Genomic DNA, 26,401 nt, shown 5'->3' on the forward strand with positions numbered 1-26,401 from the left:
GATGATGGATGAATTTCAGATTCACTGCCCTGTTGATGAAGCCCAGACCGATCTGCCTTTTCCTGCCGACGAGCTTTTTCCTTTGCTGGAGCACCTGAAGAACAACCAGTCTTTTTCTGCACAGTTTCCCCGTGGAACGGTGACCGCAGATGGCAGGCTGGACCTCTGCAAACAGAATCTGGGGGTGGAAGGATGCAGGCAGGTGATGCAGGCCCTGAAGCACAATTCCAGCATTCACACCCTCCTGCTGGGCACGGACGGCATTGGAGATGCTGGGGCGCAAATGGTGGCCGAGGTGGTCGCCCAGAATTCCACCCTGCACACCCTGTACCTGGGATGCAACCACATCACGGATGCGGGGACAGCACTGATCGCAGAGGCCCTGATGCAGCATGACCGCATTGAGGCCCTGTGGCTGAAACGCAATCCCATTGGACCACAGGGTGCAGAAAGCCTGGCCCGATTGCTGGAGAAAACCAGGACACTGAAGGTGCTCGATCTCGTGAATGCCATGGGGGACCCGTCAGGAATCGCCAAAATCATCTCGGTGCTCACCCACAAAAACCGCACGGTCAGACGCCTGTACCTGGGAGGAAACAACCTCACTGCCCATGAAGCAGGTTTGCTGGCAGAAATGTTGCAAAAGAATCCAACCATTGAAGCCCTGATGCTCAATGTGGGCCGATTGCAAGACGAAGGGGCAGCCTTTCTTGCGGAGGCTCTGAGGCACAACACCACTTTGCGGGAACTGGGGCTTGCCAGCAATGGGATCGGTGCAAGAGGAGGCCGTCTGCTTTTTCGGGCATTGCGGCACCACCCCACACTGCAAGTGCTGGACCTGGGGTATGCCCCCTCAACCCGTGTGCTGGGGACCTCAGCCAACACCCTGACAGATCAGGTCACTGAAGATCTGGCCCTGCTTCTCGAACACAACCCAGTCCTCAAACACCTGAACCTGGCCAGAACAGGCCTGACGTTGCGAAGTCTGCCTGCATTGCAGGAGGCCCTGCAGAAAAACCACACCCTGCAGGAATTGCAGCTGGAGAAAGCTTTGCTTTTGCCCCTCAGGCCTTTCCTTGAGAGAAATGCACTGCAGACCAGCCCTGGAGGGCTCCCCGAAGAAGTCTTGCGCATCCGCAGTGTGTACCGCAGCAAGGTGCTGTGAGTCCTGCTGCACCCCAGAGGTGAACCATGTCCAGAAACCTGCTCATCACCGGAGGAAGCCGTGGCATTGGAGCCGCAACCGCCCGCCTTGCAGCCCGTCAGGGGGACACCGTATGCATCACCTACCTGAGAAATGCCGCAGCTGCAGACGCACTGGTGGCTGAAATTCAGGCCACAGGCAGGAAAGCCCACGCTTTTCAGCTGGATGTGGGTGTGGAAACAGAGGTGGTCCAGCTTTTTGAGCGTCTGGACCAGGAAATCGGACCCATTCATAGGCTGGTCAACAACGCTGGGATTCTGGAGCAGCAGATGCGGGTGGACCAGATGGACGCGGTCAGGCTCCAGAGGGTGCTGACCACCAACGTGATTGGGTCTTTTCTCTGTGCCCGTGAAGCAGTGCGTCGCATGTCCACCCAAGCAGGAGGTCAGGGAGGGGCCATTGTGAACGTCTCCTCAATGGCAGCACGTCTGGGTGCGCCCGGTGAATATGTGGATTACGCCGCATCCAAGGCGGCCATTGATGCTTTCACCGTGGGTCTGGCCAGAGAAGTCGCCACTGAGGGCATCCGGGTGAATGCCGTGCGGCCCGGGGTGATTTACACCGACATTCACGCCAGTGGGGGAGAACCCGGACGGGTGGATCGGGTGAAAAATGCCGTTCCCATGCAGCGTGGGGGACAGCCGGAGGAAGTTGCAAGGGCCATCTTGTGGCTGCTCTCGGATGAAGCGTCCTATGTGACGGGCACCTTTCTGGATGTGTCCGGAGGTCGCTGAAAGAACAGCTGAAAAAGATTCACTCCAGGCGGGTGATGTACCCGCTGCGGACGCCCATCTCGATGAATTCCCGGGCGTTGGTTGGGACGGGTTCCTGAAGTCCGTTTTTTTCATTCACGTACTCGGTGATGCGCTCCCAGATGGAACGGTCCCCCATCAGTTTGATGGCTGAACGCACCAGAAAGGGAGAGCGCTGCTCGATTTCCTTGCGGGCCTGCCGCCAGATCTGTTCTTCATTTTCACCCTCGATGGTTTCATTGACGACCACCTGACGGGTCTGGATGTTGACATGGAATTTCACATGACCTCGCTTCGCTGCCAGACAGGGCAACGCCTGTACAGGAAGTATACCCACAGCAGGTGAGCGGCACACCAGTGAATAACACTTTCACCGGGCGTCTTCTGCAACAATGCATTTCCAGAGGAGCCAGTCAGCCCAGTTGAACCGTGCGGTGGGCGTATTTTTCCGCTTCGACCTGGCTGCGGGTGGTGAAGATCAGCGTCTGTTCTGGGGTGAGAACCTGCTGCAGGTGCAGCCAGAACACTTCCTGTTCCTCCAGGGTCAGGTGTCCGGTGGGGGCATCCAGCACGAGGAGCTCAGGACAGCTGCCCACCACACTGGCCAGGTGGGTCAATTGCTGCTGCAAAGGGGTCAGCCTTCCGTAAGGGGTGTCTGCGTGGTCCTGTAGTCCTGTCCATTCCAGCACAGTCTCAACAGGCAGCGTTTGAGGGGCAAAACTTCCAAAGAGCTCCATGAGTTCCCGCACGCTGAGGTTGTCTGCCAGCTTTGCATGTTGCTGAATCCATCCCACCCGGGCACAGTAGGCCATGTCTGCAGGGATGGCGTCCAGCACACGCACTTTTCCAGAGTGGGCAGTGCGTGTGCCCATCAGAACCTGCAGCAGCACGGTTTTGCCACTGCCAGAAGGACCCACCACAGCCACACTTTCCCCGGCCAGCACACACAGGTCCAGATTCTGGATGAGGTCCAGACCCTCCACCTCCACACAGAGGGCCTGGGTTTCCAGCACCGGACGCCGGAAAGGGTCGGCAGGAGGGACGATGGGGAGGTCGGGATGGGTTTCTGGATTCATGGGGTTCACCCGCTTTCGGTGCATTCGACTTCAGAGACAGCTTAGTCCCCGGGCGGAGACACGGCGGAGACACGGACAGGAGACTCCGGCAGGCCCACACCAAACAGAACAGCCAGAAAAGGTACGCTGGAAGGGAATTCTCCAGCTGCACACGGTTGTCTCCAGGCTGTCCCCAGGGGCTTTCTATGCTGAAGGCACCTACAGCAGGAACATCGGAGGAAAGCATGAAACGAGTTTGGATTCTGATTGTCGGCACCACCCTCTCCACCCTGGCCCTCACCGCTCCTTTTGCCCGTCATGCTCAGGTTTTTGCTCCAGTTTCCCAGCAGATTGCTGAAATCATTCCTCCGATCCTTCCGGTGCCCGGCAAGACCTCCCTTCCCGACCAGACCGCTGAAATCATTCCGCCCATCTTGCCCATCAAGGGTGTGGGTGGCGGAAACAGCATTGCCATCACGGGTTGAACTGCAAATCCACAATCAGAAACGGCCTGGAGTGTGTGTTCCCAGGCCGTTTTGTGTTGAAAGAAAGGTCAGGTTTCGAGCCAGCGTTTCTTGATCGCACGCAGCTTCTGCAGGTACAGCATGCGGGTGGATTCGCTGTCCAGGTCTTCGAGCAGGTCATTGAGTTGCTCCAGCAGTTCTTCCTGCAGCCCGAGGTGCTCAAGCACCTCCAGACCCAGGTCGAGTTTCAGGGTGGGATGCGTTTCGAGCTGCATGCGCTTCTGGTAGGCCAGCAGCAGGGTGTCCTGGATGCGCAGGCGCAGGCGTTCAATCCAGCTGGACTCAAAACCCGGCATGAATTCCTGACGGTAGACGGTGGTCACTTTCTCCAGCGCAGCACTGTCGAGGGTGCGCACCTGGGCTTCGAGTTCCAGATGATCCACCCTGAAATTGAGTTGCTCCGCCACGGTGTACATGCCGTTTTCGAAGACCACCGGATTGATTTCGATGCCTGTCTCCTCGAAGATGCTGCTGCGCAGCCTGCGCACGGCCACCTTGAAGTAGTCGATGTGCTTGCTGCTGTTCTCGCCATCGTGCAGGTCATTGATGATGCGGTCGCGGGTGGAGGGGCCGTGCAGCAGCAGCCACACCAGCACCTCGCAGGACTTCTTGTGTTTGATGGTGAAGGTGTGGTTCTGGTAGCGGAATTTCACCATGCCGAAGAGGGTGGCCTGGATGGACAGCCCTGGTACAGCTTCTTCACTGAGGCGGGGTGGGCTGACTGCTGCTCTTGCAGGGAGTGCCTGCAGGTCCTGCATCAGGGACAGGTCCTGTTGCAAACAGGGGAGGGAGCGTCCCTGTGAGAGTTCAAGAACCAGACGTTCCTCCACAGCAGTGTCTTCTCCCTGCCTTTTCTTCAGGGCACCGAGCAGCACGTTCAGGCGGATGCGGCGGTAGGTGCCCACACTGGCATGCTGGATGCTCTGGAGTTGCCTGCGGGCTTCCAGGAAATCCTTGCGGTGCAGGGACAGCAGGGCTTCATAAAAGACGTAGATGTTGCGGTACAGGTCGTCGGGGACACTGCGGCTTTGTACCTCTGCCAGCAGGACATCAAAGGGGGTTTTGCCCTTCAGGTGCACTTCGAGCATCTTGTACCGGATGCGCTGGTCATGCATGCTGCCCCCGGTCTTCTGGGATGCGGCCAGGGCTTTGGAGTAGGCTTCGAGGGCCTCACTGTAAGAGCCCATCAGAGAGAACAGGTCACCGTACCCTTCCAGAATCAGGGTGAGGAAGCTGTCCTCAATGCCCTCACAGGCGAGGTAAGCCCGGTCCAGGTATGCTTTGCTGCGGTCGTACTGCCCCAGGTTGGCGTACAGTTCCGCCACCTGAATCAGCACGTACACCGAGGAGCGTTTCCCACCCACAGCCTCGTAGGCGCGGATGGCCTCCAGATAGCCCTCTTCAATCTGCTCGAACTTTTCCTGTTTCTGCTCACGGGTGTAGGCGAGCATGAAGCGCACGTGGGCCTGTTCGGTGGGGTCTTCTGCGCTGAGCCTGAGGGCCTCCTGGAACACCTCCAGGGCCGGATCATACTGACCGAGGTGCACAAGTTCCCAGCCTTTGAGCCGCAAGAGGGGAATGGTGGTTTCAGGGTCTTCAGAGCATTTCAGGGCCTGGTTGCACAGTTGCAAAGTTTCCTGGGCGGCTCCTCTGCGGTTGGCCAGAAAAGCCCTGAGCATCAACACCCTGGCCTGGAGGTCTGCGCCATGCAGGGTCTGCAGCATCTGCTCGGCTTTTGCGAGCTCTCCGGTTTCAATCCACGCCTGGGAGAGCAGGTATTTCAGGTCGCTGGACAGCTCGGAGGGATGAAAGAGTTCCAGGATGTGCCGGATCAGGCTGTATTCGTAACGCCCCAGCAGGTTTTTCACCACCCTGCCCGTGACCTGCAGGGCGGCAGCGGTGTCCTTGATGGCCTGGTGGTGCAGAATCGCTTCCAGAAAGCGGTGTTCCGATTCGGCGACCCGTGCTGCCGAGCGGTGGAGTTCAGTGAAACGGGAGGCCTTGCGTTTCAGTTGTTTTTGCAGCACCTGCAAAAGAATGCTGTGGGGTCGGTACTGGTTCCTGCCAAGGGGCAAAATGGGCAGGCCTGCCTGTTTCAACTGGCGTTCCCAGTCCAGGGGGCAGGGAATGTGGTGCAGCTCAAAACGGGCTTCTGACCAGGTGTCCAGCACACTGGCTTCCTGCAGCCAGTGCAGGGTTTCGGGTTCCAGGTTCTGCAGGGTGTCTTCCAGCAGGTCTTCTGGCGTGATGAAGTTTCCTGCCCCTGCAGCCACCAGAGAAATGCATACAGGCCACCCTTCATACTGCTGGTGGATGGATTCGGCCTGTTTGGGGGGGAGGTGCAGCAGTTGCTGGCTCTCCTGCACGCTGAAAGCCAGTTCTTCGGTTCCCACGATCACCGCCTGCCTGCGGACCATCAACTGGCTGAGCCTGAGGGGTTGCGCATCAAAGGCAGAAACGACCACCTGATGCCCTTCAGAGAGGGCACCGACAAAAGCATTCAGCCAGCGCACCGCGTCCGGTCCGAGGTGTTCTCCCTGATCAAAAAAGAGTTTCAGGTTCACCTCTAAAAGGTCCAGGTCCCGCACCAGGGCCACAGCGGCGCGCTCCGGGTTCCAGGTGTGCTGCAACACCTCCAGCGAATGCCGGAAGGTGAGGTGAGGAAAGCGGGATTTCAGGGCGCGGGTGCAGGTGGTGTGCAACTGCACCGGCTCGGATTCGTTGGGGGTGAGGGTGATCCACACGCTTGCTTCGGGATGCATGCGGGCCATCTGGGCCAGCAAAGTGGTCTTGCCGTACCCCGACGGGGCCACCACCGCGATGATGCGGGCGTCCTGCTGGGCATTCAGTTGTTCAAGCACATGGGTGCGGGTCAGTTCATTTTTCAGGGGCAGAGGTATGAAACCATTGAGTAAGGAAACTGCGGTCATGGTGGGCTCCTCTGGGACCTTGCAGGTACAAAAACGAAACCCAGCCTGAAAGGGCCTGAAAGCCCATCCAGCCTTGGGGGTGGACGCAGGGGCAAGTGTCCTGTCCAGGGGGATGAATCGATACACATCTTACCCTCAAACCCCGAGCTCCGGGTAAGGGAGATACCGGATGCCTGAACACGGTAGAGCCCTTCTATCAGGTGTTTTCGAAATCTGATCTTGAAGTTGTCCAGGTGCATGATGTTTTGGGACACAATCTGGTTCCATCGTTGCAGGGAAAGGCCTTCTGCTCCCTGGAAACGGACCTGGGGTCAGGTTTGATGCCCACTCCAATCCGACCTCAGTGAAAAAGCAGGATGAGGCCTGAAAGCCTCATGAAAAGCCAGTCATCCGGACAGACCCGCAAGAAAAATGGCCCATGAAAATCAGGGTGATGCATGACCTGCCCCCCCGCCCAGCAGAAAAGACATGCAGGTGCAAGGTGCCATCACTTCTCATACCTGAGGTCAAAAGGGGTTGATTGCGAGATTTTCCGGTTCGGGACCTGTATGGATCAGTCGACTTGAAATACACCTGTCAGATTTCTACACTGAATGGAATGCAAATGAATGCCCTGAAACTTGCTTTTGCTGTGCCTTTTGTTCCAAAGTTGATCCATCAAATTGTTCAACTGAAAAGAGAAGATGTGTTCATTTTGTTCCTCGCAGTTTTCAGCATTGATGGGGCCAGGGCTTGTTTCGATGCTTTTCACTTGGACATGTGGCACTCCAATCTCATTTTCAGCGCCGTGAAGAAGGGCATGACGGCGGAACTGGTGGACATAGGGCTGACCACACTGCTTTTTTCCCTGTGGACCAGGCTTTTCAGGATGGGCCTGGATTTCTCGCAGGTGCTCAGGGGGGTGCTGTGCAGACAGGTTTTCCTGGGTTCTGTCACTGCAGCCATCACCATCGTCAATCAGGTGGCCACAGAAGGCTGGGTGCGTCAAGCACTCCCCATCCACGTTGCCCTGATGCAACTGGCAGGAGGTCAGCCGTTTAAATGGACCCAGGGGTATGTGCAGGTCCATCTGGCCCTGGTCATCTTGTGCATGGTCTCCCTGATCTTTCAACTGGCCCAGCTTTCTCGAAGACCCCTCTGGTACGCAGCGCTGGTGGTTTTGCTCTTTGGATTCCTGTGGACCTTGCCAGGTGGTTTGAGCAGGGCAGGTCTGTGGTGACCGGGGTGCTGGTGATTGTCGGGAACTTTGAAGAAGACACCTTTCGTAAAGGTCAGGGTCTGTCCCCATCCGCGATGCAACCTGCAGTTGACCCAACAAAAACACATTCTCAAGCCATTGAATCAGGAGCAGGAGAGAACTGGGGCTTGAGGTGCCACCTGAGGGGTGCGGGTTCCTCCTGATGCTGATTTTGCGCGCCAGAAAATAGAATGGCCTGCGATGCATGGTGGCGAAGTTCAGCAGGGCAGGCTTCAGGTCCCCAGTCTGGGTGAACAGGACCTTCACCTGTGGCGGGCCAGTCTCCTGCTGCCAGAAGATGCTCTGGGCACCCTGCAGTCCTGGCTCACTCCAGAAGAACAGTCACGCGGGGCACGGTACGCCACATCCCTGCTGAGAAAGCGCTTTGTTGCTGCACGGGGGCAATTGCGCTGGATGCTCGGGAGGTACCTCGGGTGCCCTCCAGAGTCTATCCATCTTTTGACCCTGCCAGGAGGAAAGCCTGTACTGCAGGACCATCCCCATTTGCACTTCAATGTCAGCCACTCGGCAGATGAGCTGCTGATCGGGGTTGCCCGTTCTCCCATCGGGGTGGACATAGAGCACATCAACAGGCATTTCAACCCCCGTGAAGTGCTGCAGTTTTTCAGTGCAGCAGAGCAAAAGCACATTCTGACCGGGCCACTGGAGCACTTTTACTGGTGCTGGACCCGCAAGGAAGCCTGCCTGAAAGCCAGTGGGCAGGGCATCACCGTGTCCCTGCAGGACATGGACACGCTGCAGGCCACCTTGCAGGGCTGGATGCTGCGGACCTTCATCACAGGTGAGGTGGTGTATTCGGTGGCCGTGCAACAGGCACTCCAGGTCAGCCTGTTTCAGTTGACATCCGACCTGCGCTTTTCTCCTTTCAAGTGAAATCGGGAAGCATGCTGTGAATCAGGGCAGGAAGGTCTTCAAAGATGCTGCGGTTGAAGAAGTGGTCACCGGGAAAGGCCAGGGAGCGGAATTCCTTGCGGGTGTAAGGGCCCCAGTGGATCAGCTCATCAGGCACAGCGTGGGGGTCCTGGTGTCCTGCCAGAGCGACCAGGGGAATGTCCAGGGGGCGCAGGTCACAGCGGTAGGTTTCGGCAAGTTTGAGGTCGGCCCGCAGGGTGCGCAGCAGCATGGGGCGCAGTTCCGGGTGGTGAAACACCTCTGAGGGGGTTCCGCTCAGGTCCAGAATGCGTTCCACGAGTTCCTGATCAGGCAGGAGGTGCCAGTCTGGCCGGCGTGGACGGTGCGGGGCTTTGCTGCCAGACACCACCAGCAAGACAGGCTTGTGTGCGCCCTGCAGCTGGCAGGCCAGTTCATACGCCATCCAGGCCCCCATGCTGTGACCGTAAAGGACCAGGGGGCCCTCGAGGCAGGAGGTGATTTCCCGGACCAGGTGCGGGATAACGGCCTGCATGTCCTCTGCCGGGTTCTCCCGCAGCCGGTTTTCCCGCCCGGGCAACTGAACGGCCTGCCACTGGATGTGTTCGGTGACAGGCAGGGAACGGTAGCAGGATGCGCCTCCCCCGGCATGGGGGAAGCACAGGACCTGCAGATGGGTCTGCTTTGAGGGCCGGTGAACCGGGGTCCGCCAGCGGGAAGCTTGCAGGACAGGTTTCATGTCAGGGCGGCCATCCGGGCATCCAGGGTGCTGAGTTCACCTGCGAGGTACATCTGCCGGGTGAGGCTGCGTTGCACCTTGCCACTGCTGGTTTTGGGCAGGGACATCGGCAGGATCAGCACCACCTCACTGACCATCAGGTCGTGGGCTTCAAGGACCTTCTGGCGGATCTTGAGGGTCAGTTCTGCAGGCTGAATGCTGCGCATCAGGGTGCGTTCCACCTCGGCCACAGCCACCACTTTCTCTGAAAGCTCACCCTGCAATGCGAACACCGCAACCCCCGCCCCGCGAATGGCCGGATCTGCCGTTTCAATGGTGGCCTCGATGTCCTGCGGGTAGTGATTGACCCCGTTCAGGATGATGGTGTCCTTCAGGCGCCCCGCCACGTAAAGCTGGCCCCCATGCACGAACCCAAGGTCTCCGGTGCGCAGGTGTGGGCTGCCGTCCAGCATGGCCTCAAAGGTTTCACGGGTGGCCTCTGGGCGGCCATAGTAGCCCTTGCAGACGTGCTTTCCAGTCAGCCAGATTTCCCCCACCTCGTCTGCCTCACATTCCTGCAGGGTCTCCGGGTGAATGATCCGCACCGTTTCTTCGAGCAGGGCGCGACCACAGGCCACCAGTGTGATGCCGTCTTCTGCCACCACGACCTGTTTTCGGGAGAGGGCCACCGGATCAACCGTCAGAAAAATGGGCTCCTCGAAGGGGGTGCCTCCGGTGGCGATCAGCGTGCTTTCTGCCATGCCGAAACAGCACACAAAAGCCTTCGACTGAAACCCGCAGGAAGCAAAAGCTTTCTGGAAGGCCTGCAGGGTGCTGTGCCGCACAGGTTCCGCTCCGTTGAAGGCCACCTTCCAGGAGCGCAAATCCAGGCCTTCCTTCTGGGCTTCTTTGATGCGGTCGGTGCAAAGCTGGTACGCGAAATTCGGTGCCCCGCTGATGGTGGCCCGGTAGCGGCTGATGGCCGTCAGCCAGCACAAAGGGCGGCGCAGGAACACCGCCGGAGTCATGAAGTAACACATGCCTCCGGCCCAGAAGGCGTGCAGCATGTTCCCCATCAGCCCCATGTCATGGTAGATCGGCAGCCAGGTGACGTACACGGTGTCCTCGTCGGGATGGAAGGAGGTTTGCAGCATCTGCTGGTTGTACAGCAGGTTTCCGTGCGTGACCATCACCCCCTTGGGGTCGCCGGTGGAGCCCGAGGTGTACTGCAAGAAAGCCAGGGTTTCCAGGGTGATCTCTGGCGGAGACCACTGGCTGGACAGCGCAGCATCCACCTCGTCGGTGCAGACCAGATGCACCTGTTCCAGCAGCCCCTGGGCGTGACCCTGCATCAGGGCAAGCTGGCTGCGGGTGGTGAGGGCCACGGTGGCCCCACTGTCCTGCATGACGGTCAGCAGGCGCTGGTTGTGCTTGCTGCTGCGCGGAGGGAAGATGGGCACCGCCACCATCCCGGCAGCGAGGCACCCAAAAAACGCCACCATGTAATCGATGCAGGAGGGGTAAAGGAGCAGCACCCGTGAGCCTTCGGGATGGTGCTGCCTGAGGGTGACGGCCAGGGCTGCTGCCCGGTCTTTGAGCTGTTGGTAGGTGATCTGCTCTTTGATTTCCTCGCCGTCTTCCAGAAACAGGTAGATGGGTTTGTCGGCAAAGGTTTCGGCGTGCTGGACCAGCAGGTCCACAAAATGTACGGTGTGGCTGGGCATGTTTGACTCCATCAATAAGGCAGGGGTTCCCGTTGCAGGGTGGACTGTTCGAGTTCCTGCAGCACTTCCCGCAGCAGGCGGCTGAATTCAGGGTGGGTTCTGATGTCTTCGCAGGTGAGTCGGTTGCTGGGCAGACCCAGGGTGATGCTGGCTTTTTCGACCAGATGGGCCCCCATCACCTGCAAAGTGCCTTTCAGGGCCGGTGGAGCAAACACCGAACGGGTGGCGGCATTCAGCACCGCTGTGGGTTTGTTTTCGAATTCTGCGGTGCCCACCACCCAGTCCAGGGCGTTCTTGATCACCCCGGTGACCCCGTGGGCGTACTCCGGACTGGAGATCAGCACGGCGTCACACCCGCTGAGGGCCTCGCGCCAGCGCAGCACCGCCTCGAAGGGTTCTTCTTCCAGGTCTGGATTGAAAAGGGGCAGGTCCCCGAGGCCTTCAAACAAAACCACCTGCAGGTGAGCTGGAGCCAGATCGGCAGCAGCACGCAAGATGGCCGTGTTGACCGATGCCCTCCTCAGGCTTCCTGAGACCCCGAGCACTTTAAACATGCTGTCCTCCGGCGTGCATGGGGCACCCTTTCGCTTCAGGGGCGGCGCCCTCAGTGTTTTCCTGGATCTGCACAGGTTTGGCCCTGAGGTCCCAGCTGACAGGCAGTTGCTTCACCCCGTAAAGCACCATCTCGTCACGAAATTCAAGTTCATGGGTGGGCACCGTCACCTGCAGGCCGTGCACCTGACGGAACAGGCTGGAAAACACAATGCCGAGCTCCATGCGGGCGTAGTGCGCCCCGATGCACTTGTGAAGCCCGTGCCCGAACCCCACATGGTCGCGGGTGCTGCGGTGCACATTGAATTCATCCGGGAGGGTGAAGGCCTCCTCATCGCGGTTGCCAGAGTTGAGCATCACCACCACCCCCTCACCTGCACGGATGGTCTGGCCCCCGACCACCACATCCTCGGTGGCCACCCTGGGGAGCCCTGCATGGTTGACGGTCAGGTAACGCACCAGTTCATCGGTCAGTTTGTCGATCAAAACAGGGCTGGACAGGATGTCCTGCACCTGCTCCGGGTGGTTCAGCAAGGTGAGGGTGCCCAGACCGATCACCTGCACCATGGTGTCGTAGGCGCTCAGCAGGATCAGGGCAGCAAGCCCGACGAGCTCAGCGTGGTTGATTTTGCTGGAACGGGCCGGGTCCTGGATCAGCCGCCCGATCAGGTCGTTTTCAGGGTGCTGTTCTTTCTCGGTGACGATGCGGTCAAAGTACATCATCAGCTCAATCGCTGCGGCTTCCTGCTCTTTGGGGGTGCGGCTGCGGTCCAGAATGGTGTCGGTGCGGTCCTGCACGAAACTGTGGTCCTGGTAGGGCACCCCGAGCAGGTCGCAGATGATCAAGGAGGCCACCGGAAGGGCGAACACCTGAATCAGGTCCACCGGAGGGGTCATCTGCAGCATGCGTTCCACCTGGGCGTCCACAATGGCCTGCATCTTGGGGCGCAGTTCCTCAAGGCGTGCCCCTTTCAGTTCCTGCACGATCACCGAACGCAGGCGGTGGTGGTCCGGGCTGTCCATCAGCAGGAAGTAACCCGGAGGGGGCAGGATGTCGCCAGTCAGGTAACTGGGGAAACCCGGACGCGTGGGGTCGCTGCTGAAGCGGGGATCGGTGAGCACCTGCTTGATGTCATCAAATCGGGTGATGAGCCAGGCGAGGTTCCCTCTGGGCGTGCGGAACTGGGCCACCGGGGCCTCGGCGCGGATGTTGCGGTATTCAGCGGGGGGATCAAAAGGGCAGGGGCGGACACTGGGCATTTCAGGTGTGTTTTTCATGGGGACTCCTTGGTGAAATCAGAAGGGTGGGCTTTCAGGAAAGCTGCTCTGTGATCCAGACGGTCAGGGCATTCAGGGTCGGGTGGTCCCACATCACGGTGGGGTCCACCAGAATCCCAAAACGGTCCTCGATGTCCCCGGTGAGGGTCAGGGCGTACACCGAATCCAGCCCGTACATCGCAAGTGGAGTTTCGGGGTCGAGGTCTTGCGGGGCCTGCGGGATGTACTGCCGGACCTGTTCGGTGAGCCAGTGCTGGATGGACTGCAGGGTGTGGGTTTCGGTGGTCTGGGTCATGGGGTCGCCTCCATTTGTGGGGTTCTGTGCGGGAGATGGATTTGTGTGAGGTCGAAGGTTCTGCTGCTTTCGTGGTTCTGCATCAGGTGTTCAAAAACCTGTTGCGTTTGCGCCTCACTGAGGTGCAGGTGCCGCTTCTGGAATTCGCCCTGCACCCTCTGCAGCATCAGGGACAGCCAGGATTCTCCGAGCAGGGGATGGGAGGGGTTGTGCAGGGAGAGCTGGATGCAACTGCTTGCGGCAAGCAGCACGCTGTACTGTTCAGCCAGCAGGTAGGGGGTGGCCGAGGTGACCCCCCCGAGGTCCTGCGGGTGCAACTGCAGACACTGCTCTCTGAGGGCCCTGAAAGCCTCCTGGAAAAATCCCACCTGTTTTTGCAAATCCGGGTCAGAGAACGTCAGGGGGGTTTCCAGCAGGGAGATCAGGTCATCCTGACCGGAGGCCCCCACCTTCAGTCGGTCAAAAGGAAGGCCTTGCGGGGAAATGCGCAGCTGGAACAGTTCAGGGTGCACCCCGGGCTGCGTCCATCCCCGGCGGGCCAGCGTGGGCAACTGGGGCAGGAGGGCCATCAGGCAGGTGAGTCTGGAGGCATGCCCGAACCCCACAGGCTTGAGGTCCCTCCACAGTTTCTGCAGCATCGCGTAAGGGCCTTCGCGGGTGTAAAAACTGGCCCCGAGGATGCGGGTGAGTTTGAACATGGCGCGGGTGAGCACCCCGGGAACCAGTGCCTTTGTGGCTGCACTGAACAGGCTGCACTGCTCCGGGAGCACCTGCAGGGCTCGGGTGGTGACGGTGGTGAACGCATCACACCACAACAGGTCCAGGTAAACCTCTGCCAGCAGGTTGCGGGTGAGGGGCTGGTCCATCACGGTTTTCCCGTACAGCCTGCGCTCCAGGGCAAAATCGCAGGTGAGGCGCAGCCCGGTGTCCAGCACGCCCACAAACAGGGCAGGCAGAAGGGTGCGGGTCACCTGAAAGCTCTTCAGGGCGGTTTCGATGCCCGTGCCCGGCTGGCCCACCAGATGTTGAGGCAGAACCGGAGTCCTGGTGAAATCCAGCCCTCCAAGCTCGATTCCACGCATCCCGGAAGTCAGGTACCGCCCGTGCCTGTGGAGGGTGGACTCAGGCAGGTCTTGCAGGGGAAGCAGCAAAGGGGTGTGGCTGCGGCTGCCCTGCGCCTCTGAAGTGCGTGCAAAAACCAGCAGCACCTCTGCCCGGTTCAGGCTGGCAATCACCTGTTTGCTGCCCGAAAGGGTCCATTCTTCCAGATCTGCACGGCACTCCGAGCGGGAAACATCGTTGCCGTGGGCAAGTTCATGGTAGAGGCAACCGAGTTTGCGGCCCGAAAGCAGGGTGTCTGCCACCAGATGTTTCTGGGGGTCGGACCCGGAGGTCCACACATTCACACTGGCAATCAGGGAACTTGCGGCCAGGGAGAGGCCCAGGCAGGGATCGCGCCGGAACACCGCCCGCATCAGCTGAGCCAGATCCTGCCAGCGTTCCAGTCGGCCTCCGAACGTCACCGGAACGAATTCTGCGGGGATGTTCAGTGCATGGGCCACACGTTCTGCTGCTTCAGGCAGGTGTCCTGCCTCATCGGCCTGCAGCAGGGCCTGGAAACCGCAAGGGTTCCCGGGGTTTCGGGGATCACCAAACGCCTGTTCCAGACGCTGGATTCTGGTGTGCAGGTCAGGCATGGTGCACCTCTCTGTCTTCCCACCAGAAGGTCTGGTGCCGGGCAAGGTTCTGAAAGACCCGGGGTTCTGGCATGGGCAGCTGTCCTGCACGCTGCAAAATCAGCCCAAGGGCAGCGTGCAGCCAGTCTTCATGTTCACGGATGGAGGGATTGTGCAGCCACAACGCCAGGCAGATGGCAGCAGCGTGGCACTCTTCGAGTTGCATGACCCGCTGGAAAGCCGAAGCAGGTGCAGGTGAGGGAGCAAGGGGTTCCTGCTGCAGATCGGCCCAGAGGGTTCCCCAGAGGTTGCTCAATTCCAGTGCGAGGGAAAAGAGGTCGGGTCCCACCTGCCCCACATGGTGCAGGGCCTCCACCCGGGCCACCAGATCTGGGAGCCTTTGCAGGACTGTGCAACCGGAAGTCAGCAGGCTGAGGTTTCTCCAGGGCAGGGGAGGGAGGTCACCTTGCAGCTTCACAGTGTTTTCCCACACCTGAGCAGGCACAGCGGGGCGTTTCAACCCCCGGACCAGCATCGGCATCTGGTGGATGACATTCTGGCGGTTCACCGTGGTGGACCCGTCAAAAATGCCCACCAGCAGGTGGTCTCGTTCCAGTTTCTCAAACGCACCGACCAGGAAACCCCGCACGCCCATCAGTTCGGCGCAACTCTGGATCACCTCATCGGCCACCGTGGGCACCCAGGCTTTCACCAGACTGCTGGTCAGGCTGAGTTCACCGGGCAGGGTGTGCACGCTGCGGGCTGCGTAACAGCTCACGGCCTGCAGGGCACCGAGCAGGGCAAGGTTCTGTCCCAGGTGGTGCTCCACCATCGGCAACTCCAGCATGGTTTTTCCGTACAGCTGCCGTTCTCCTGCAAAGTGCTGCACCAGACGGATGGCGTGTTCCACTGCACCGAGAGACAGCCCGGCACAGAGGGTGCGGGTGAGCTGCAGGGCTTTCAGCACGGTCTCGAGCCCTTCTCCTTCCCGACCAAGGCGCCGGGCCACGGGAACGGGTGCATGGTGAAAGGCAAGACCGCTGATGTCTGCCCCGCGAATCCCGTGGGTGGGCACTTTCGGCAGGGACTGGCACTGCTGTGGGGTGAGGGTGCTTTTGTCCACGAGCAGCAAACTGAATCCCCGTGTGCCTCCAGTTTCCGAGGTGCGGGCCAGCACGGTGATCTGGTCGCCCCGGGTGGCGTTGTTGATCAGCCATTTGCTGCCCGAAAGCCAGTACTGCTCCTCCTGCAAGCTCGCCCTGAGCGTGTTGGACAGCAGGTCGCTGCCGTGTCCCTGTTCGGTGAGGCCCCAGGACATCACCTGCCCTGCGAGGATGTCACTTGCAAGCTGGTCCTGCTGCTCTGGTGTCCCGGCCACCCAGGTGCACACCGCCCCCAGAAAGGTTTTGCCGTACCCAATGGCCAGCGTCAGGTCTGCACCGGACAGCCTGCGGATGAGCTGCAGCAGGTCCTCGAAAGACTGCAGGCCTCCTCCATGTGCTGCAGGAACAAAGAGCTTCTGGAAGCCTGCCTGCTGAAGCCTTGAAAATGCCTGCTCAGGGAAACGCTCTGCCTGATCGCAGGGCAGGTGCTCTGTGGAGGCTTTCTCCAGCAGGAGGTGCAGTTCAGACCAGGGAGAGGGCAGCATCTGCATCTTCTCCGGTGCGGGCAGGCAGGAAGCCCGTGGATTCGAAATACTTCAGGTAGGTCTGCATCAGGGCCACCCCCATCGGCTCACAGTGGATGCCCGAGCCCTGCAGGGCGTCTTGCAACTGCCCGGTGAGGTACACAGGGGCACTGCCGCTCTCCCCAAGGTCCGGTGAGGGGGCCTGATCCCCGAAAAGCACGAGGTATCTGGCCAGTTCGTTTTCCTCTCCCTGTTGCAGGGCCGAGGTGAGAGACCCATACCACTCCAGGTAATCGGTGTGTTTGAGGGGGTAACCGCAAGCCTGGATCATCTGCACCACGTCATGCCAGTGCACCTGCCTGGGGTTGGTCAGGTGAAAGACCTTGCCGTGGTGCTGTCCTCCCAGGGCAAGGTGGCTGATCACTGCAGCGCACACATCCACCGGAACCATCTCCAGGGTGACATCGAAGTGCATGGCCTTCCCGAGCTGGATGCAGCCTTTGAGCATGGCGTTCAGGAAGGTGTCGGTGGAGGCCTGCCCTCCCTGTTGCGCTCCGGTGATCTGGCCGGGACGGTACACGTTGATGGGGAGTCCCCTTTTGCCTGCCTCGGTGACCAGACGGTCTGCGACCCACTTGGTCTGCTGGTAACCGCCAATCACGCCGAAAGGGTCACTGAGAGGGGCTTCAGGGAAACGCTCCTGACCCTTGCGAACCGGAAAGACGGCCAGGGAGGACACGAAATGCACAGGCTTGATCCGCTGGCGGCAGGCGAGGCGCAGCACCTCCACCGTCCCGAGCACGTTGATGGGCTTCAGGTAGGTGTAGGTCTGGGCGTAGTTGGAGAGGGCACCGTTGTGCACGATCATCTCCACTTCCTCCGCAAGCCGTTCATAGGTGCTGCGACCCAGACCGAAATAGGCCCTGCCGAGGTCTCCGGCCACAGCCAGCACGCGGGTTTCATCCTGAGGCCTCCACAGATCGAAAGACTGCAGGTTCTGCCTGACCCGCTCGAAAGCGTGCTGGTCGCTGTCGGCCCGCACCAGCACGAAAACCCTCGCTTCTGAGCGGTCCAGCAGGGCACGCAGCAGAAAAGCGCCGGTGTACCCGGTGCCCCCGGTGAGCAGCACCGTGCCAGGCAACCCCTGCACGGCAGGTTTCAGGCCCTCGGTGATCTGGATGTCGTCCGGCAAAGTGGATTCCCTGAGCAGCATCTCTGGGGTGACGCTGCGCTCACGCGCCTGGTCCAGCACCTGCTGGCTTCCCGTCCCGAGCCTCAGGGCGATCTCACGGATGGTGGGGGCCTCAAAGAGTTCCCTCAGGCTGATCGCCACCCCGAAAGCCTCCCGGATGCGGGCCGCCATCTGCACTGCGGTCAGGGAGTTTCCTCCCACCGAGAAGAAACTCTCCTCAATCCCGATCTGCTGGGTGCCGAGCAGGTCCTTCCAGATGTGGGCCACCTGCACCTCTTCCGGGGTGGTGGGAGGCTGATGGGTGTTCTGGGGGGTGCCTTCCACGTCCTGCAGGGTCTGGGCTTCCTGCAGCAGGCGTTTGCGGTCCACCTTGCCGTTGGGCAGTTTCGGCAGCTGTCCCACCACCACAAAACGGGAGGGGACCATCGCCTGGGGCAAATTCTGCAGGGCGTAATTCCGCAGGTCCTGACGCAGGGCGGAGGTGGCCGTCAAAGACAGGGGCTGGTTGCTGAATGCATTCCTGAGGTCGTTCATGGTCTGAGCTCCATTGCGTGTGAATCAAGGGGTTCTGCATTTGAAGACACCTTTTGGCTGGGCCCAAACACCGCTTCGAAAGTGTCGAGAGAGCCATCTGCGGACAGCAGCACCTGCACGGTGCGCCCCTGGGCTTCTGCCACAGAGAACAGGGCTTCTGGATCAAGGGCCTGCCAGACTTCATGGGACCAGAGCAGCCGTTCCACTTCCCACAGGGTGGTGTCGGCGGGAAGGGTGTGCAGCAACTCAGCCAGTTTCAGGGGGCGAACCAGCCTGCGGTTGGGAATTCCGGTGATGTGCAGGGCAGCGTCCGGCTTTTGCTGCAAGGCCTGTTCCAGCTGGGTCAGATCCTCATATTTGCAGGAGGTTGTGGTGATGGGCTCACCCGGGGTTTTGCGCAACGTCGCATCGAAGCGGAAAACAGTCAGCTCGTTCTCGAAGTGGCCCCGTTTGAGTTCCAGACGCACATCCCCTGCACCGAGCCCGGAAAGCATGTTCTGGAAGAATCCGGGGGCGAGGCACAGTTCCTGCTCCTCCTGCACCCGGCGTTTGACCTTGCGGGCGATTTCCCCCACTGGGGTGAGCAGGTCTGCCCGGTGACATTCCACCGAAGCGTGGAAGGCTTCCAGCCAGTGCAGGTGGCGCACATCTCCCACAAAGAGGGTCCCGGTGTCTGGCAGCACATCCCAGGCGGCCTGCAGGGCATCTCGCAGGTAGTGTGCAGAGGGAAAATACTGCACCACCGAGTTGAAGACCACGGTGTCCACCTCTCCGGAGGCAAAGCGGCCCAGGGTGCGGGCATCCCCGAGGTGCAGGTTCACTTTCCGGGGGTCCTCTCCGCGCAGTTTCACCCCGAGCAGGGCACGGGTGAGGGCAGACTGGGACACATCCAGGCCCCGGTAGTGCTCAACGTGGGGCAGCATCCCCTGCAGGATCAGGCCCACCCCCACACCCACTTCCAGCATCCGGCGTGGAGAGAGGTTCTGCAGGCGTTGCAGGGTGTGCCCGAGCCATTCCTGCATTTCTCCTTCAGGGATGGGGAGGTCGGTGTAGCTGCTCTTCCAGCCGGAGAAGTCCGGTTCCCGGTCCACCCCGTTTTCGGCGTAGGCGGCTTCCCACACCTCACTCCAGCGGTCCACCACGGCATCTTCCAGTGCAGGCTGAACCTGATGGGCATTCTCGGTGACGAAGGCCAGCAGTTCGAGGCCATTCCCCTGGTCGCTGGCAATGACAGCGACGGACTCCACACCAGGATGACGGGACAGCACGCTTTCCACCTCGTCAGGCTCCACCCGGTGACCCCGGATTTTCACCTGACGGTCCACCCGCCCGGCGAACTCCAGCACCCCATCCTTGCGCCAGCGCACCCGGTCTCCCGTGCGGTACAGCGGGGTGGTGCTGCCAGGTCTGAGCACGAATTTCTCGCGGGTCAGTTCTTCCCGGTTGAGGTAACCGCTGGCCACGCCCTCCCCACCAATCCACAGTTCTCCCGGCACATCTGCGGGAAGTTCCCGGCCCTGGGCGTCCAGCACGTGCACCTGGGTGTTGGCGATGGGGCTGCCGATGGGAATGCTGCTGGACTGCAGGTCTTTCGCACCGAGCTCGTGCACGGTGGACCAGATGGTGGTTTCGGTGGGGCCGTACATGTTGCAGATGCGGGTCCCCTCAAGGGCGTCCATCAGGCGGTGTGCAAGGCCAGAAGGGAATGCTTCCCCACCCACCAGCACGGCGCGGGTGCCCTTCAGGGCCGACAGGGCCTGGGGTTCAGCGACCACTGCAGACAGGAAACTGGGGGTGCTCTGGAACATCGTCACCTGATGGCGATCGCACAGCGCAGCAAAAGAGTGTGGTGCGTCCTTTTCCTGCTGGATCTGCTGCTCCCGCAGTTCGTTCAGGGTGCGCAGGCCTTCCAGGGCCTGATCGGTGGGCACCCCGAAGTCGATCAGGCAGGCCAGTTCATTCACCCCGGCAGCCACCAGTTCCTGCACCAGAGGGGCCACCGAAAGGGCAGACCCGAACAGACCGGAACGCTCGAAGTAGCGGTCCACAGCGAGGTCCAGCACATCTTCCAGGTCTTCTGGGTTCACCCCACCCTGAAAGTCGATGCCCATGCTGGCAAAGAGCTGGCTCCACAGTTCGGTGGAGGTGCGCAGGTAATTCTTGAAGGGTTCCCGGGCAATGCGCCGGGCCTCCTCTGCGTCCTCATGCAAGAAGGTGTGGATCATCAGGGTGACCTTGCCGGGTGTGGTGAAACCGGCTTCCCTGCGGGCCTCCCGGTACGCCTGGATCTTGTCCTGCAGTTCTTGCAGGTCCTGCCCGAGCAGGTGGGTCAGCACATTCACTCCGGCACGACCTGCCCGTCGGAAGGTCTCCACCGCCCCCGAGGAGGTGAACCACACCTCAACGTCTTTCTGCACCGGGGTGGGGTAGATCCTGACTTCAATGTTCTCCCCGCGTCCACTGGTGCGCTGCACGGTTTTTCCGGCCCACAGGGTGCGGAATTCCTCAAGGTGCTGCTCCATGACCTGCTTGCGCGAGGCGTAATTTTCAGGAGCCAGGGCAAAATCATTGGCGTTCCAGCCGGACGCAAAAGCCAGACCCACACGTCCCCCGGAGAGGTTGTCCACCAATGACCACTCTTCAGCGAGGCGCACTGGATCATGCAGGGGGGCCACCACACTGCCCGAGCGCAATTTGACCTGACGGGTGAGGGTGGAAAGGGCCGCCGACATCACGCTGGGGTTGGGGTAAAGGCCCCCGAAATCATGAAAGTGCCGCTCGGGGGTCCAGATCGCTTCGAAGCCGTGGGTGTCGGCAAAGCGGGCAGCTTCCAGCACCAGACGGTAGCCTTCTTGCCGGTCCTCATCACGGGTGGCTGCGGCGAAGAAAAACAGGCTGAATGCAGGGGCCTGCACCCGGGGTTCAGGCGGGGGCAGCAGTCGCTGGATCAACTGCTCTCCAGCAACGACCACATGGGCACCGCAAGTCAGGGGCCACAGCAGTTCCAGCACGGAGATGTCAAAGGAAATGCTGGTGACGGCAAGCAAGGTGTCTGCTTCGGTGCAGCCCACCGTGCCTTGCATCCCGACAAAGAAGTTGGTGACGTTCTCATGGCGCAGGATGGTGCCTTTGGGGAGCCCGGTGGAGCCCGAGGTGTAGATCACGTAGGCGGTGTCCTGGGGGACAGCACGGTCCTGCGGATTGGGCAGGTCTTCTTCTTCTGGAGAGGACAGCAGGTCATGCACCCTGAGCACCTGTTTCACCCGGCCAGAGAGGGCCATCGGGCAGGTCTGGTCGGTCAGCAGGAAGGTCATGCCAGCATCCTGCACGATGAATTCCAGTCGGTTTCTGGGGAAGGAGGGGTCAAGGGGAACATAAGCTGCCCCTGCCTTCAAGATGCCCAGCAGGGCCACCACCATCTCGGTGCTGCGGCGCAGGTACACCCCCACCTTGTGTCCCGGACCTGCCCCCAGAGTGATGAGTTCATGAGCAAGCTGGTTGGCCCTGAGGTTCAGTTCCCGGTAACTGAGCGATTCAAAACGGCTGGTCACCGCCACCCGATCCGGGGTTCTCTCCACCTGCTGCTCGATCAGCCTGTGGATGGTGGTTGTGCGGTCATGGGACACTGCAGTGCTGTTCCACATTTGCAACTGCAGGCGCTCACTGCGGTCCAGCAGATCCAGCTGGTCGATGTGCTGTTCAGGGTCGCGGATCAGGGCCTCCAGGGCAACGCGGTAATACCCGCAGAGCCTGTGGCAGAAATCCTCATCCAGCATCCCCACATTGCAATCCAGCCAGGCCCGGAGTTGCCCCAGGGTGGGGTCCATCAGGAAATTCACGGCCATTGGGAAATCGGTCTCTGCCACACCCATCCCGCCTGCAATCAGCGGGTGTTTGCTGGCGTGCAGGTGGTCATGGAAATCAATGAAATTCAGGTAGCTGTCCAGCTCGAAAGGCGTGTCCAGGTCCCTTTGCATTTCACCGATCGGAAAGCGGCGGTGGGGCCAGGCTTCCTGTTCGAAGTGCTGCACCTCCTCAATGGCCTCCCGGAAAGTCAGATGGCCGGTTTCGATGTGCAGGGGAAGGGTGTTGAGGAACACCCCGAGCACGCTGTCCCCGCCTTCACTTTCCGGTCTGCCGTGCACCACCAGACCCGTGAGCACCCTGCTGCTGGCGCACACCACGCGCAAAACCGCCAGGTGTGCTGCAGCCAGCACGCTTTTCAGGGACCAGCGGTTTTTGCGGGCAAGTTCCTGCAAACCTGCAGCGAGATGTGCAGAGAGGGGAACCTCAAAGGCCTGATGTTTCACCTTCTGCATCTGGCTCACACGGGGCAGCGGGGTGCTTTCTGCACCTGACAGTTTCTCAGACCAGTACGCCCTGGAGGAGGGGTCTTTGAGGGCTTCCCGTTCCAGCCCCACAAAATCCCGGTAGCTGCAGGGAAGCTCGGGCAGCCACAGGTCCTGTCCTTCAAGGCAGGCCTGATAGCGGGTGAGGATTTCGTCCAGCATGGCGGCGTCGCTCCAGCCATCCAGAATCACGTGGTGTTCTACCACCGAGAGTTGAAACCCCCTTTCCGAACGCAGGTGCACGGTGAAATGCATCAGGGGGGCCTGCGTCACATCAAAGACCGAGGTTTTGGCCTGTGCCATCCAGCTTTCCAGGGCCTGTTGCTGCCCCACATCGGTGAGGTCCTGCAGTGAAGGGTCGACATGAATGGGCACCACCACATGCGAATGAACCATCTGCACAGGCACCGAGAAAGAACTCAGGTCAAAACTGCTGCGCAAGATGGGGTGGCGTGCCGTGGTGTCCTGAATGGCCTTTTTCAGGGCTTCCAGGTTCAGGACAGATTTCACCTGCACACTGGTGACCACCCGGTACACCCCGGAATCCGGGGCTTTTTCGGCCTGAAAGAGCATCCCGCGCTGCATGGTGCTGACCGGGTAGGCGTCCTGCAGCCCTTCAGGCAAGCGGGCACGGTCGGCAGCAGAAAGCAGGGCAAATGGGGCAAGGGTTTTCTGCTGCTGGCGTTGCAAGGGCACCACCCGGTCTGCCATCTCCTGCAGGGTGGGATGGGTGAAAAGGTCCCGCAACTCAAAGGTCAGCCCCTGCCTTTCCAGCACACTGCGCAGGCGGATGCTGGTCAAGGAGTCCCCACCCAGCCCAAAAAATGAATCCTGCAAAGCGGGATGAATGCCCAGAACCTGCTCCCAGGCCTGCGCCACCTGTTGCTGGTGTTCGGTGAGAACCTCTGTGGGCCGGGATTCCCTTATCCCCTGCATCGGAAGGGCTTTGCGGTCGATTTTGCCGTTTGACAGCATGGGGAAGTGTTCCAGCGCCATCACCGAGGAGGGCACCATGTAGGCAGGCAGATGCCGGGAGGTGTGATGCAGCAGGTCTGACTCTTCAAGATGCATCCCCTCCTGCAAGGTGACATAAGAGACCAGTCGGGGATTCTGGGCGTCCCTCTGCACCACCGTGAGGGCCTGGGTCACCCCGGGCAGGGACAGCAGCACCGAATCGACTTCTGCGGGTTCAATGCGAAGCCCCCGGATTTTCACCTGGTGGTCGATGCGCCCCAGGTACTCGATGGCCCCATCCTGGCGTCTGCGTCCGAGGTCTCCTGTGCGGTACATCCTCTGCCCCCTGTTCCAGGGGTCTGGCAGGAAACGCTCCCGGGTGAGGTCCTCCCGGTGCAGGTATCCTGTCGCCACCTGCACCCCGGCAAGATAAAGTTCTCCCACCCGTCCAGGTGGAAGTTCCTGCCCGGTGGCGTCCAAGATGTAAATGCGGGTGTTGGACACCGGGAAACCAATGGGCACCCCCCTGGAGGCGTCCTGCGGGGTGCAGGTCCAGGCGGTCACATCAATGGAAGCCTCGGTGGGCCCGTAGAGGTTGTAAAGGCCCACCTGCTGGGAATCAAACTTTTCAAAGAACTGCCCGACGGTTTCTGGCCTGAGCGCCTCCCCACTGCACACCACCCGTTTCAGGTGGGGAAAGGCCATGCTGGCGTTTTCCTGCAGAAAGACATCGAGCATGGGAGGAACAAAATGCAGGGTGGTGATTTTTTCGTGTTGCATCACCTGCGCAAGCCTTCTGGGGTCCCGGTGGGCTGTGGGCTCCAGCACGTGCAGCCGTGCTCCGGTCATCAGGGGCCAGAAGAACTCCCACATCGACACATCAAAAGTGAAGGGGGTTTTCTGCAGCACGCAGTCCTCTTCTGAGAGCAGGTAGGCGTCTTGCATCCACAGCAGGCGGTTCACCAATCCCCGGTGCGGGACCACCACCCCTTTGGGTTTCCCGGTGGACCCGGACGTGTACAGCACATAGGCGGCACTTCCCGGGGTGCTGCGCGGCTCTGGGGTGGCCTCAGGCAGACCGGACAGCAGGTCCTGCACTTTGAAGACCTGCACTGTTTCCGATTGCGGGTTCCAGGCTGCCGTCCCGTCCACCAGCACCCACTTCGCTCCCGCATCGTCCAGCAGGTCCTGCAGGCGGCTTTCCGGAAATTCAGGGTCCAGGGGCAGAAAGGCCGCTCCTGCTTTGAGGGTGGCAACCAGACTGAGCACCATCTCCACCGAACGGGACTGGCAGATGCCCACCAGATCGCCGGGCCGGACCCCCAGGTTCTGCAGGTGGGCGGCGAGTTTGTCGCTTTCCCTTTTCACCTCCTGGTACGTCAGGGAACGGGAAGCCGAGGTCAGGGCGACCTGCGAGGGAGTGCGGGTTGCCTGAGCATCGAGCAGGTCCTGCAAGGGCCTCGACAGGTCATAAGGAACCTGAGTGTCATGCCACGCTTGCAGTTGCTGTTTTTCTTCAGGCAGCAGCAGTTGCAGCGCTGAAATCGGGGTGTGAAGGTCCGCCTGAATCAGGCTGGAAAACACCTGCATCAGGTGCTTCTGGTGGTCCTGCAGAGCGGCAGACGAGTGACGGGCCGGGTTGGCGTCGAAGTACACCTGCAGTTCCGAGGCGTCGCTCTGGCCATAAAACCCGATCAGCAGGTCCTGCACCGGGCCGGAGGACAGGTAGTGGGCCTGCACAGGCACCCCGCCCCACTCCAGTGCATGGTCAAAAGAGACCACATTCACCGTGACGGTGCCCGCCGTGGCGGGTCCGAGCATGCGCTGGAGTTTCTCTCCCCTGAACCTCTGGTGACGCAGCACCTTTCCGAGTTGAATTCCGATCAGTGAAAGCACGTCCTGCACGCTCAAGTCCGGGCTGAGGCTGAGCTGCAAAGGCAGGGTGTTGGTGAGCATCACTGGAGTGGCCATGCTGCTGCGACCCATCCGTGCCGGGAGGGGCAGGGAAAGAACCACATCCGGGTGCCCGGTGATCCGGTACAGGTAAATGGCTGTTGCAGCCAGGGCCACCGCAGACCAGCGGGTTTTCCCCTGCTGCACGAGTTCTCTCAGGTGCTCCAGCTGCTCAGGCGCGCAACGGGTCACCTGCCGCAGAAGCCCTCTGGCCTCCAGAGCAGTGCTCTCTGAGAGAAACACAGGCTCAGGGGGTTCAGAGAATGCCTTTTCCCAGAACTGCTGGTCTTTCTCGGCTGAGCTGGACTGCAGGTACTGCTGTTCTTCCTGCAGAATGTCCTGCAGCCCCACAGCCGCAGATGGTGGTGCTTCCACACCCTGCATGAGGGCCGTGTAGTGCTCAGAAATGCGCTTCCAGTACACGCTCTGACCGAACCCATCCATCAGGATGTGGTGGTAGCGCAGGTAGAACACCCCCCTGTTCCCTGGAAGCTGGAAGAACACCTGACGCAACAACTGGCCCCCCTGTAAGGGCTGCACGGTCCCCAGGTCCTGACGCATCAGGGTGTGCATGTGAGGCACCGCATCCGGGTGGTTGCGCAGGTCGATGCACTCCAGCACCTGCTCTGGTACGGGCATGAGCACCTGTTTCACCTCAGCGTTTCCTGAGGTTTCGAAACGCACCCGCAGGACTTCGGTTTCCTGCAGGGTCAGGCGAATGGCCTGTTCGAGCTGCTCCAGGTTGACCAGTGCAGGAATGTCGAGGTAGGCTGCGCAATTGTATCGGGGAGAATGCGGATCGATGAGTTGTGCGATCCAGACTTCAAACTGTGCTTCAGTCAGGGAAAATGACACCACACCCCCGGAGGGGTCAGCAGAATGAATCATGGTTGTGGGCTCCTTACAAAAAAATAACAGCGTCAGTGTAGCACCCACTTTTTCTCCGTCCCCGTTCA

General features: G+C 60.5%; 17 protein-coding genes. 5 read left to right on the plus strand and 12 right to left on the minus strand.

The features are described 5' to 3' along the window. Nucleotide 1: 1 nt before the first annotated feature. Both DC3_RS12240 and DC3_RS12245 read left to right on the plus strand, forming a co-directional pair. A complete protein-coding gene (locus DC3_RS12240; protein WP_146884666.1) occupies nt 2-1,165 on the plus strand; it encodes a leucine-rich repeat domain-containing protein in 1,164 nt (387 codons plus the stop codon). A gap of 26 nt (nt 1,166-1,191) precedes the next feature. Continuing rightward, a complete protein-coding gene (locus DC3_RS12245; RefSeq protein WP_146884668.1) occupies nt 1,192-1,938 on the plus strand; it encodes an SDR family oxidoreductase in 747 nt (248 codons plus the stop codon). A 19-nt stretch (nt 1,939-1,957) separates the two neighbouring features. Here DC3_RS12245 and DC3_RS12250 read toward each other — a convergent pair whose 3' ends face one another. Then, nucleotides 1,958-2,239 (minus strand): hypothetical protein, encoded by a 282-nt coding sequence (locus DC3_RS12250; RefSeq protein WP_146884670.1) that lies wholly within the window; start codon nt 2,237-2,239, stop codon nt 1,958-1,960. A 130-nt stretch (nt 2,240-2,369) separates the two neighbouring features. Continuing rightward, nucleotides 2,370-3,032 carry an ATP-binding cassette domain-containing protein gene (locus DC3_RS12255; protein ID WP_186815993.1) on the minus strand — a complete coding sequence of 221 codons (663 nt, stop codon included), beginning with the start codon at nt 3,030-3,032 and terminating at the stop codon, nt 2,370-2,372. 224 nt (nt 3,033-3,256) lie between these two features. Here DC3_RS12255 and DC3_RS12260 point away from each other — a divergent pair, with 224 nt between their 5' ends. Further along, on the plus strand, nt 3,257-3,496 hold the full coding sequence (locus tag DC3_RS12260; protein ID WP_146884674.1) for a hypothetical protein: 240 nt from the start codon (nt 3,257-3,259) through the stop codon (nt 3,494-3,496). A 68-nt stretch (nt 3,497-3,564) separates the two neighbouring features. On the opposite strand, the gene DC3_RS12265 is transcribed toward DC3_RS12260, so the two are convergent. Next, nucleotides 3,565-6,465, minus strand: a complete 2,901-nt coding sequence (locus DC3_RS12265) for a tetratricopeptide repeat protein (RefSeq protein ID WP_146884676.1) — start codon at nt 6,463-6,465, stop codon at nt 3,565-3,567. 757 nt (nt 6,466-7,222) lie between these two features. Between DC3_RS12265 and DC3_RS12270 the strand changes: the two genes are divergently transcribed. Further along, nucleotides 7,223-7,684: a hypothetical protein gene (locus tag DC3_RS12270; RefSeq protein WP_146884678.1), complete on the plus strand. Its 462-nt coding sequence runs from the start codon at nt 7,223-7,225 to the stop codon at nt 7,682-7,684. A 219-nt stretch (nt 7,685-7,903) separates the two neighbouring features. Continuing rightward, a complete protein-coding gene (locus DC3_RS12275; protein WP_146884680.1) occupies nt 7,904-8,596 on the plus strand; it encodes a 4'-phosphopantetheinyl transferase family protein in 693 nt (230 codons plus the stop codon). On the opposite strand, the gene DC3_RS12280 is transcribed toward DC3_RS12275, so the two are convergent. The 9 genes from DC3_RS12280 to DC3_RS12320 are packed head-to-tail and all read right to left on the minus strand — an operon-like array spanning nt 8,589 to nt 26,333. Further along, nucleotides 8,589-9,332 carry a thioesterase II family protein gene (locus tag DC3_RS12280; RefSeq protein WP_146884682.1) on the minus strand — a complete coding sequence of 248 codons (744 nt, stop codon included), beginning with the start codon at nt 9,330-9,332 and terminating at the stop codon, nt 8,589-8,591. The two genes, DC3_RS12275 and DC3_RS12280, sit on opposite strands and share 8 nt — an antisense overlap. Continuing rightward, nucleotides 9,329-11,035: a fatty acyl-AMP ligase gene (locus DC3_RS12285; protein WP_186815994.1), complete on the minus strand. Its 1,707-nt coding sequence runs from the start codon at nt 11,033-11,035 to the stop codon at nt 9,329-9,331. Before DC3_RS12285 ends, DC3_RS12280 begins: the two co-directional genes overlap by 4 nt. A gap of 11 nt (nt 11,036-11,046) precedes the next feature. Next, nucleotides 11,047-11,589: an NADPH-dependent FMN reductase gene (locus tag DC3_RS12290; RefSeq protein ID WP_146884686.1), complete on the minus strand. Its 543-nt coding sequence runs from the start codon at nt 11,587-11,589 to the stop codon at nt 11,047-11,049. After that, a complete protein-coding gene (locus DC3_RS12295) occupies nt 11,582-12,865 on the minus strand; it encodes a cytochrome P450 (protein WP_146884688.1) in 1,284 nt (427 codons plus the stop codon). The genes DC3_RS12290 and DC3_RS12295 overlap by 8 nt, the downstream gene beginning before the upstream one ends. Before the next feature lie 34 nt (nt 12,866-12,899). After that, nucleotides 12,900-13,160: an acyl carrier protein gene (locus DC3_RS12300; protein ID WP_146884690.1), complete on the minus strand. Its 261-nt coding sequence runs from the start codon at nt 13,158-13,160 to the stop codon at nt 12,900-12,902. Further along, complete coding sequence (locus DC3_RS12305) at nt 13,157-14,857, minus strand: acyl-CoA dehydrogenase family protein (protein WP_146884692.1); 1,701 nt, start codon at nt 14,855-14,857, stop codon at nt 13,157-13,159. The genes DC3_RS12300 and DC3_RS12305 overlap by 4 nt, the downstream gene beginning before the upstream one ends. After that, a complete protein-coding gene (locus DC3_RS12310) occupies nt 14,850-16,484 on the minus strand; it encodes an acyl-CoA dehydrogenase family protein (protein ID WP_186815995.1) in 1,635 nt (544 codons plus the stop codon). The genes DC3_RS12305 and DC3_RS12310 overlap by 8 nt, the downstream gene beginning before the upstream one ends. Next, entirely contained in the window at nt 16,462-18,189 is a 1,728-nt protein-coding gene (locus tag DC3_RS12315; RefSeq protein ID WP_146884696.1) for a thioester reductase domain-containing protein, read from the minus strand. Before DC3_RS12315 ends, DC3_RS12310 begins: the two co-directional genes overlap by 23 nt. Beyond that, nucleotides 18,186-26,333 (minus strand): non-ribosomal peptide synthetase, encoded by an 8,148-nt coding sequence (locus tag DC3_RS12320; protein ID WP_146884698.1) that lies wholly within the window; start codon nt 26,331-26,333, stop codon nt 18,186-18,188. The genes DC3_RS12315 and DC3_RS12320 overlap by 4 nt, the downstream gene beginning before the upstream one ends. Between the last annotated feature and the right edge of the window lie 68 nt (nt 26,334-26,401).

The sequence above is a fragment of the Deinococcus cellulosilyticus NBRC 106333 = KACC 11606 genome (genome assembly GCF_007990775.1).
GTDB classification, from domain to species: Bacteria; Deinococcota; Deinococci; order Deinococcales; family Deinococcaceae; genus Deinococcus_C; species Deinococcus_C cellulosilyticus.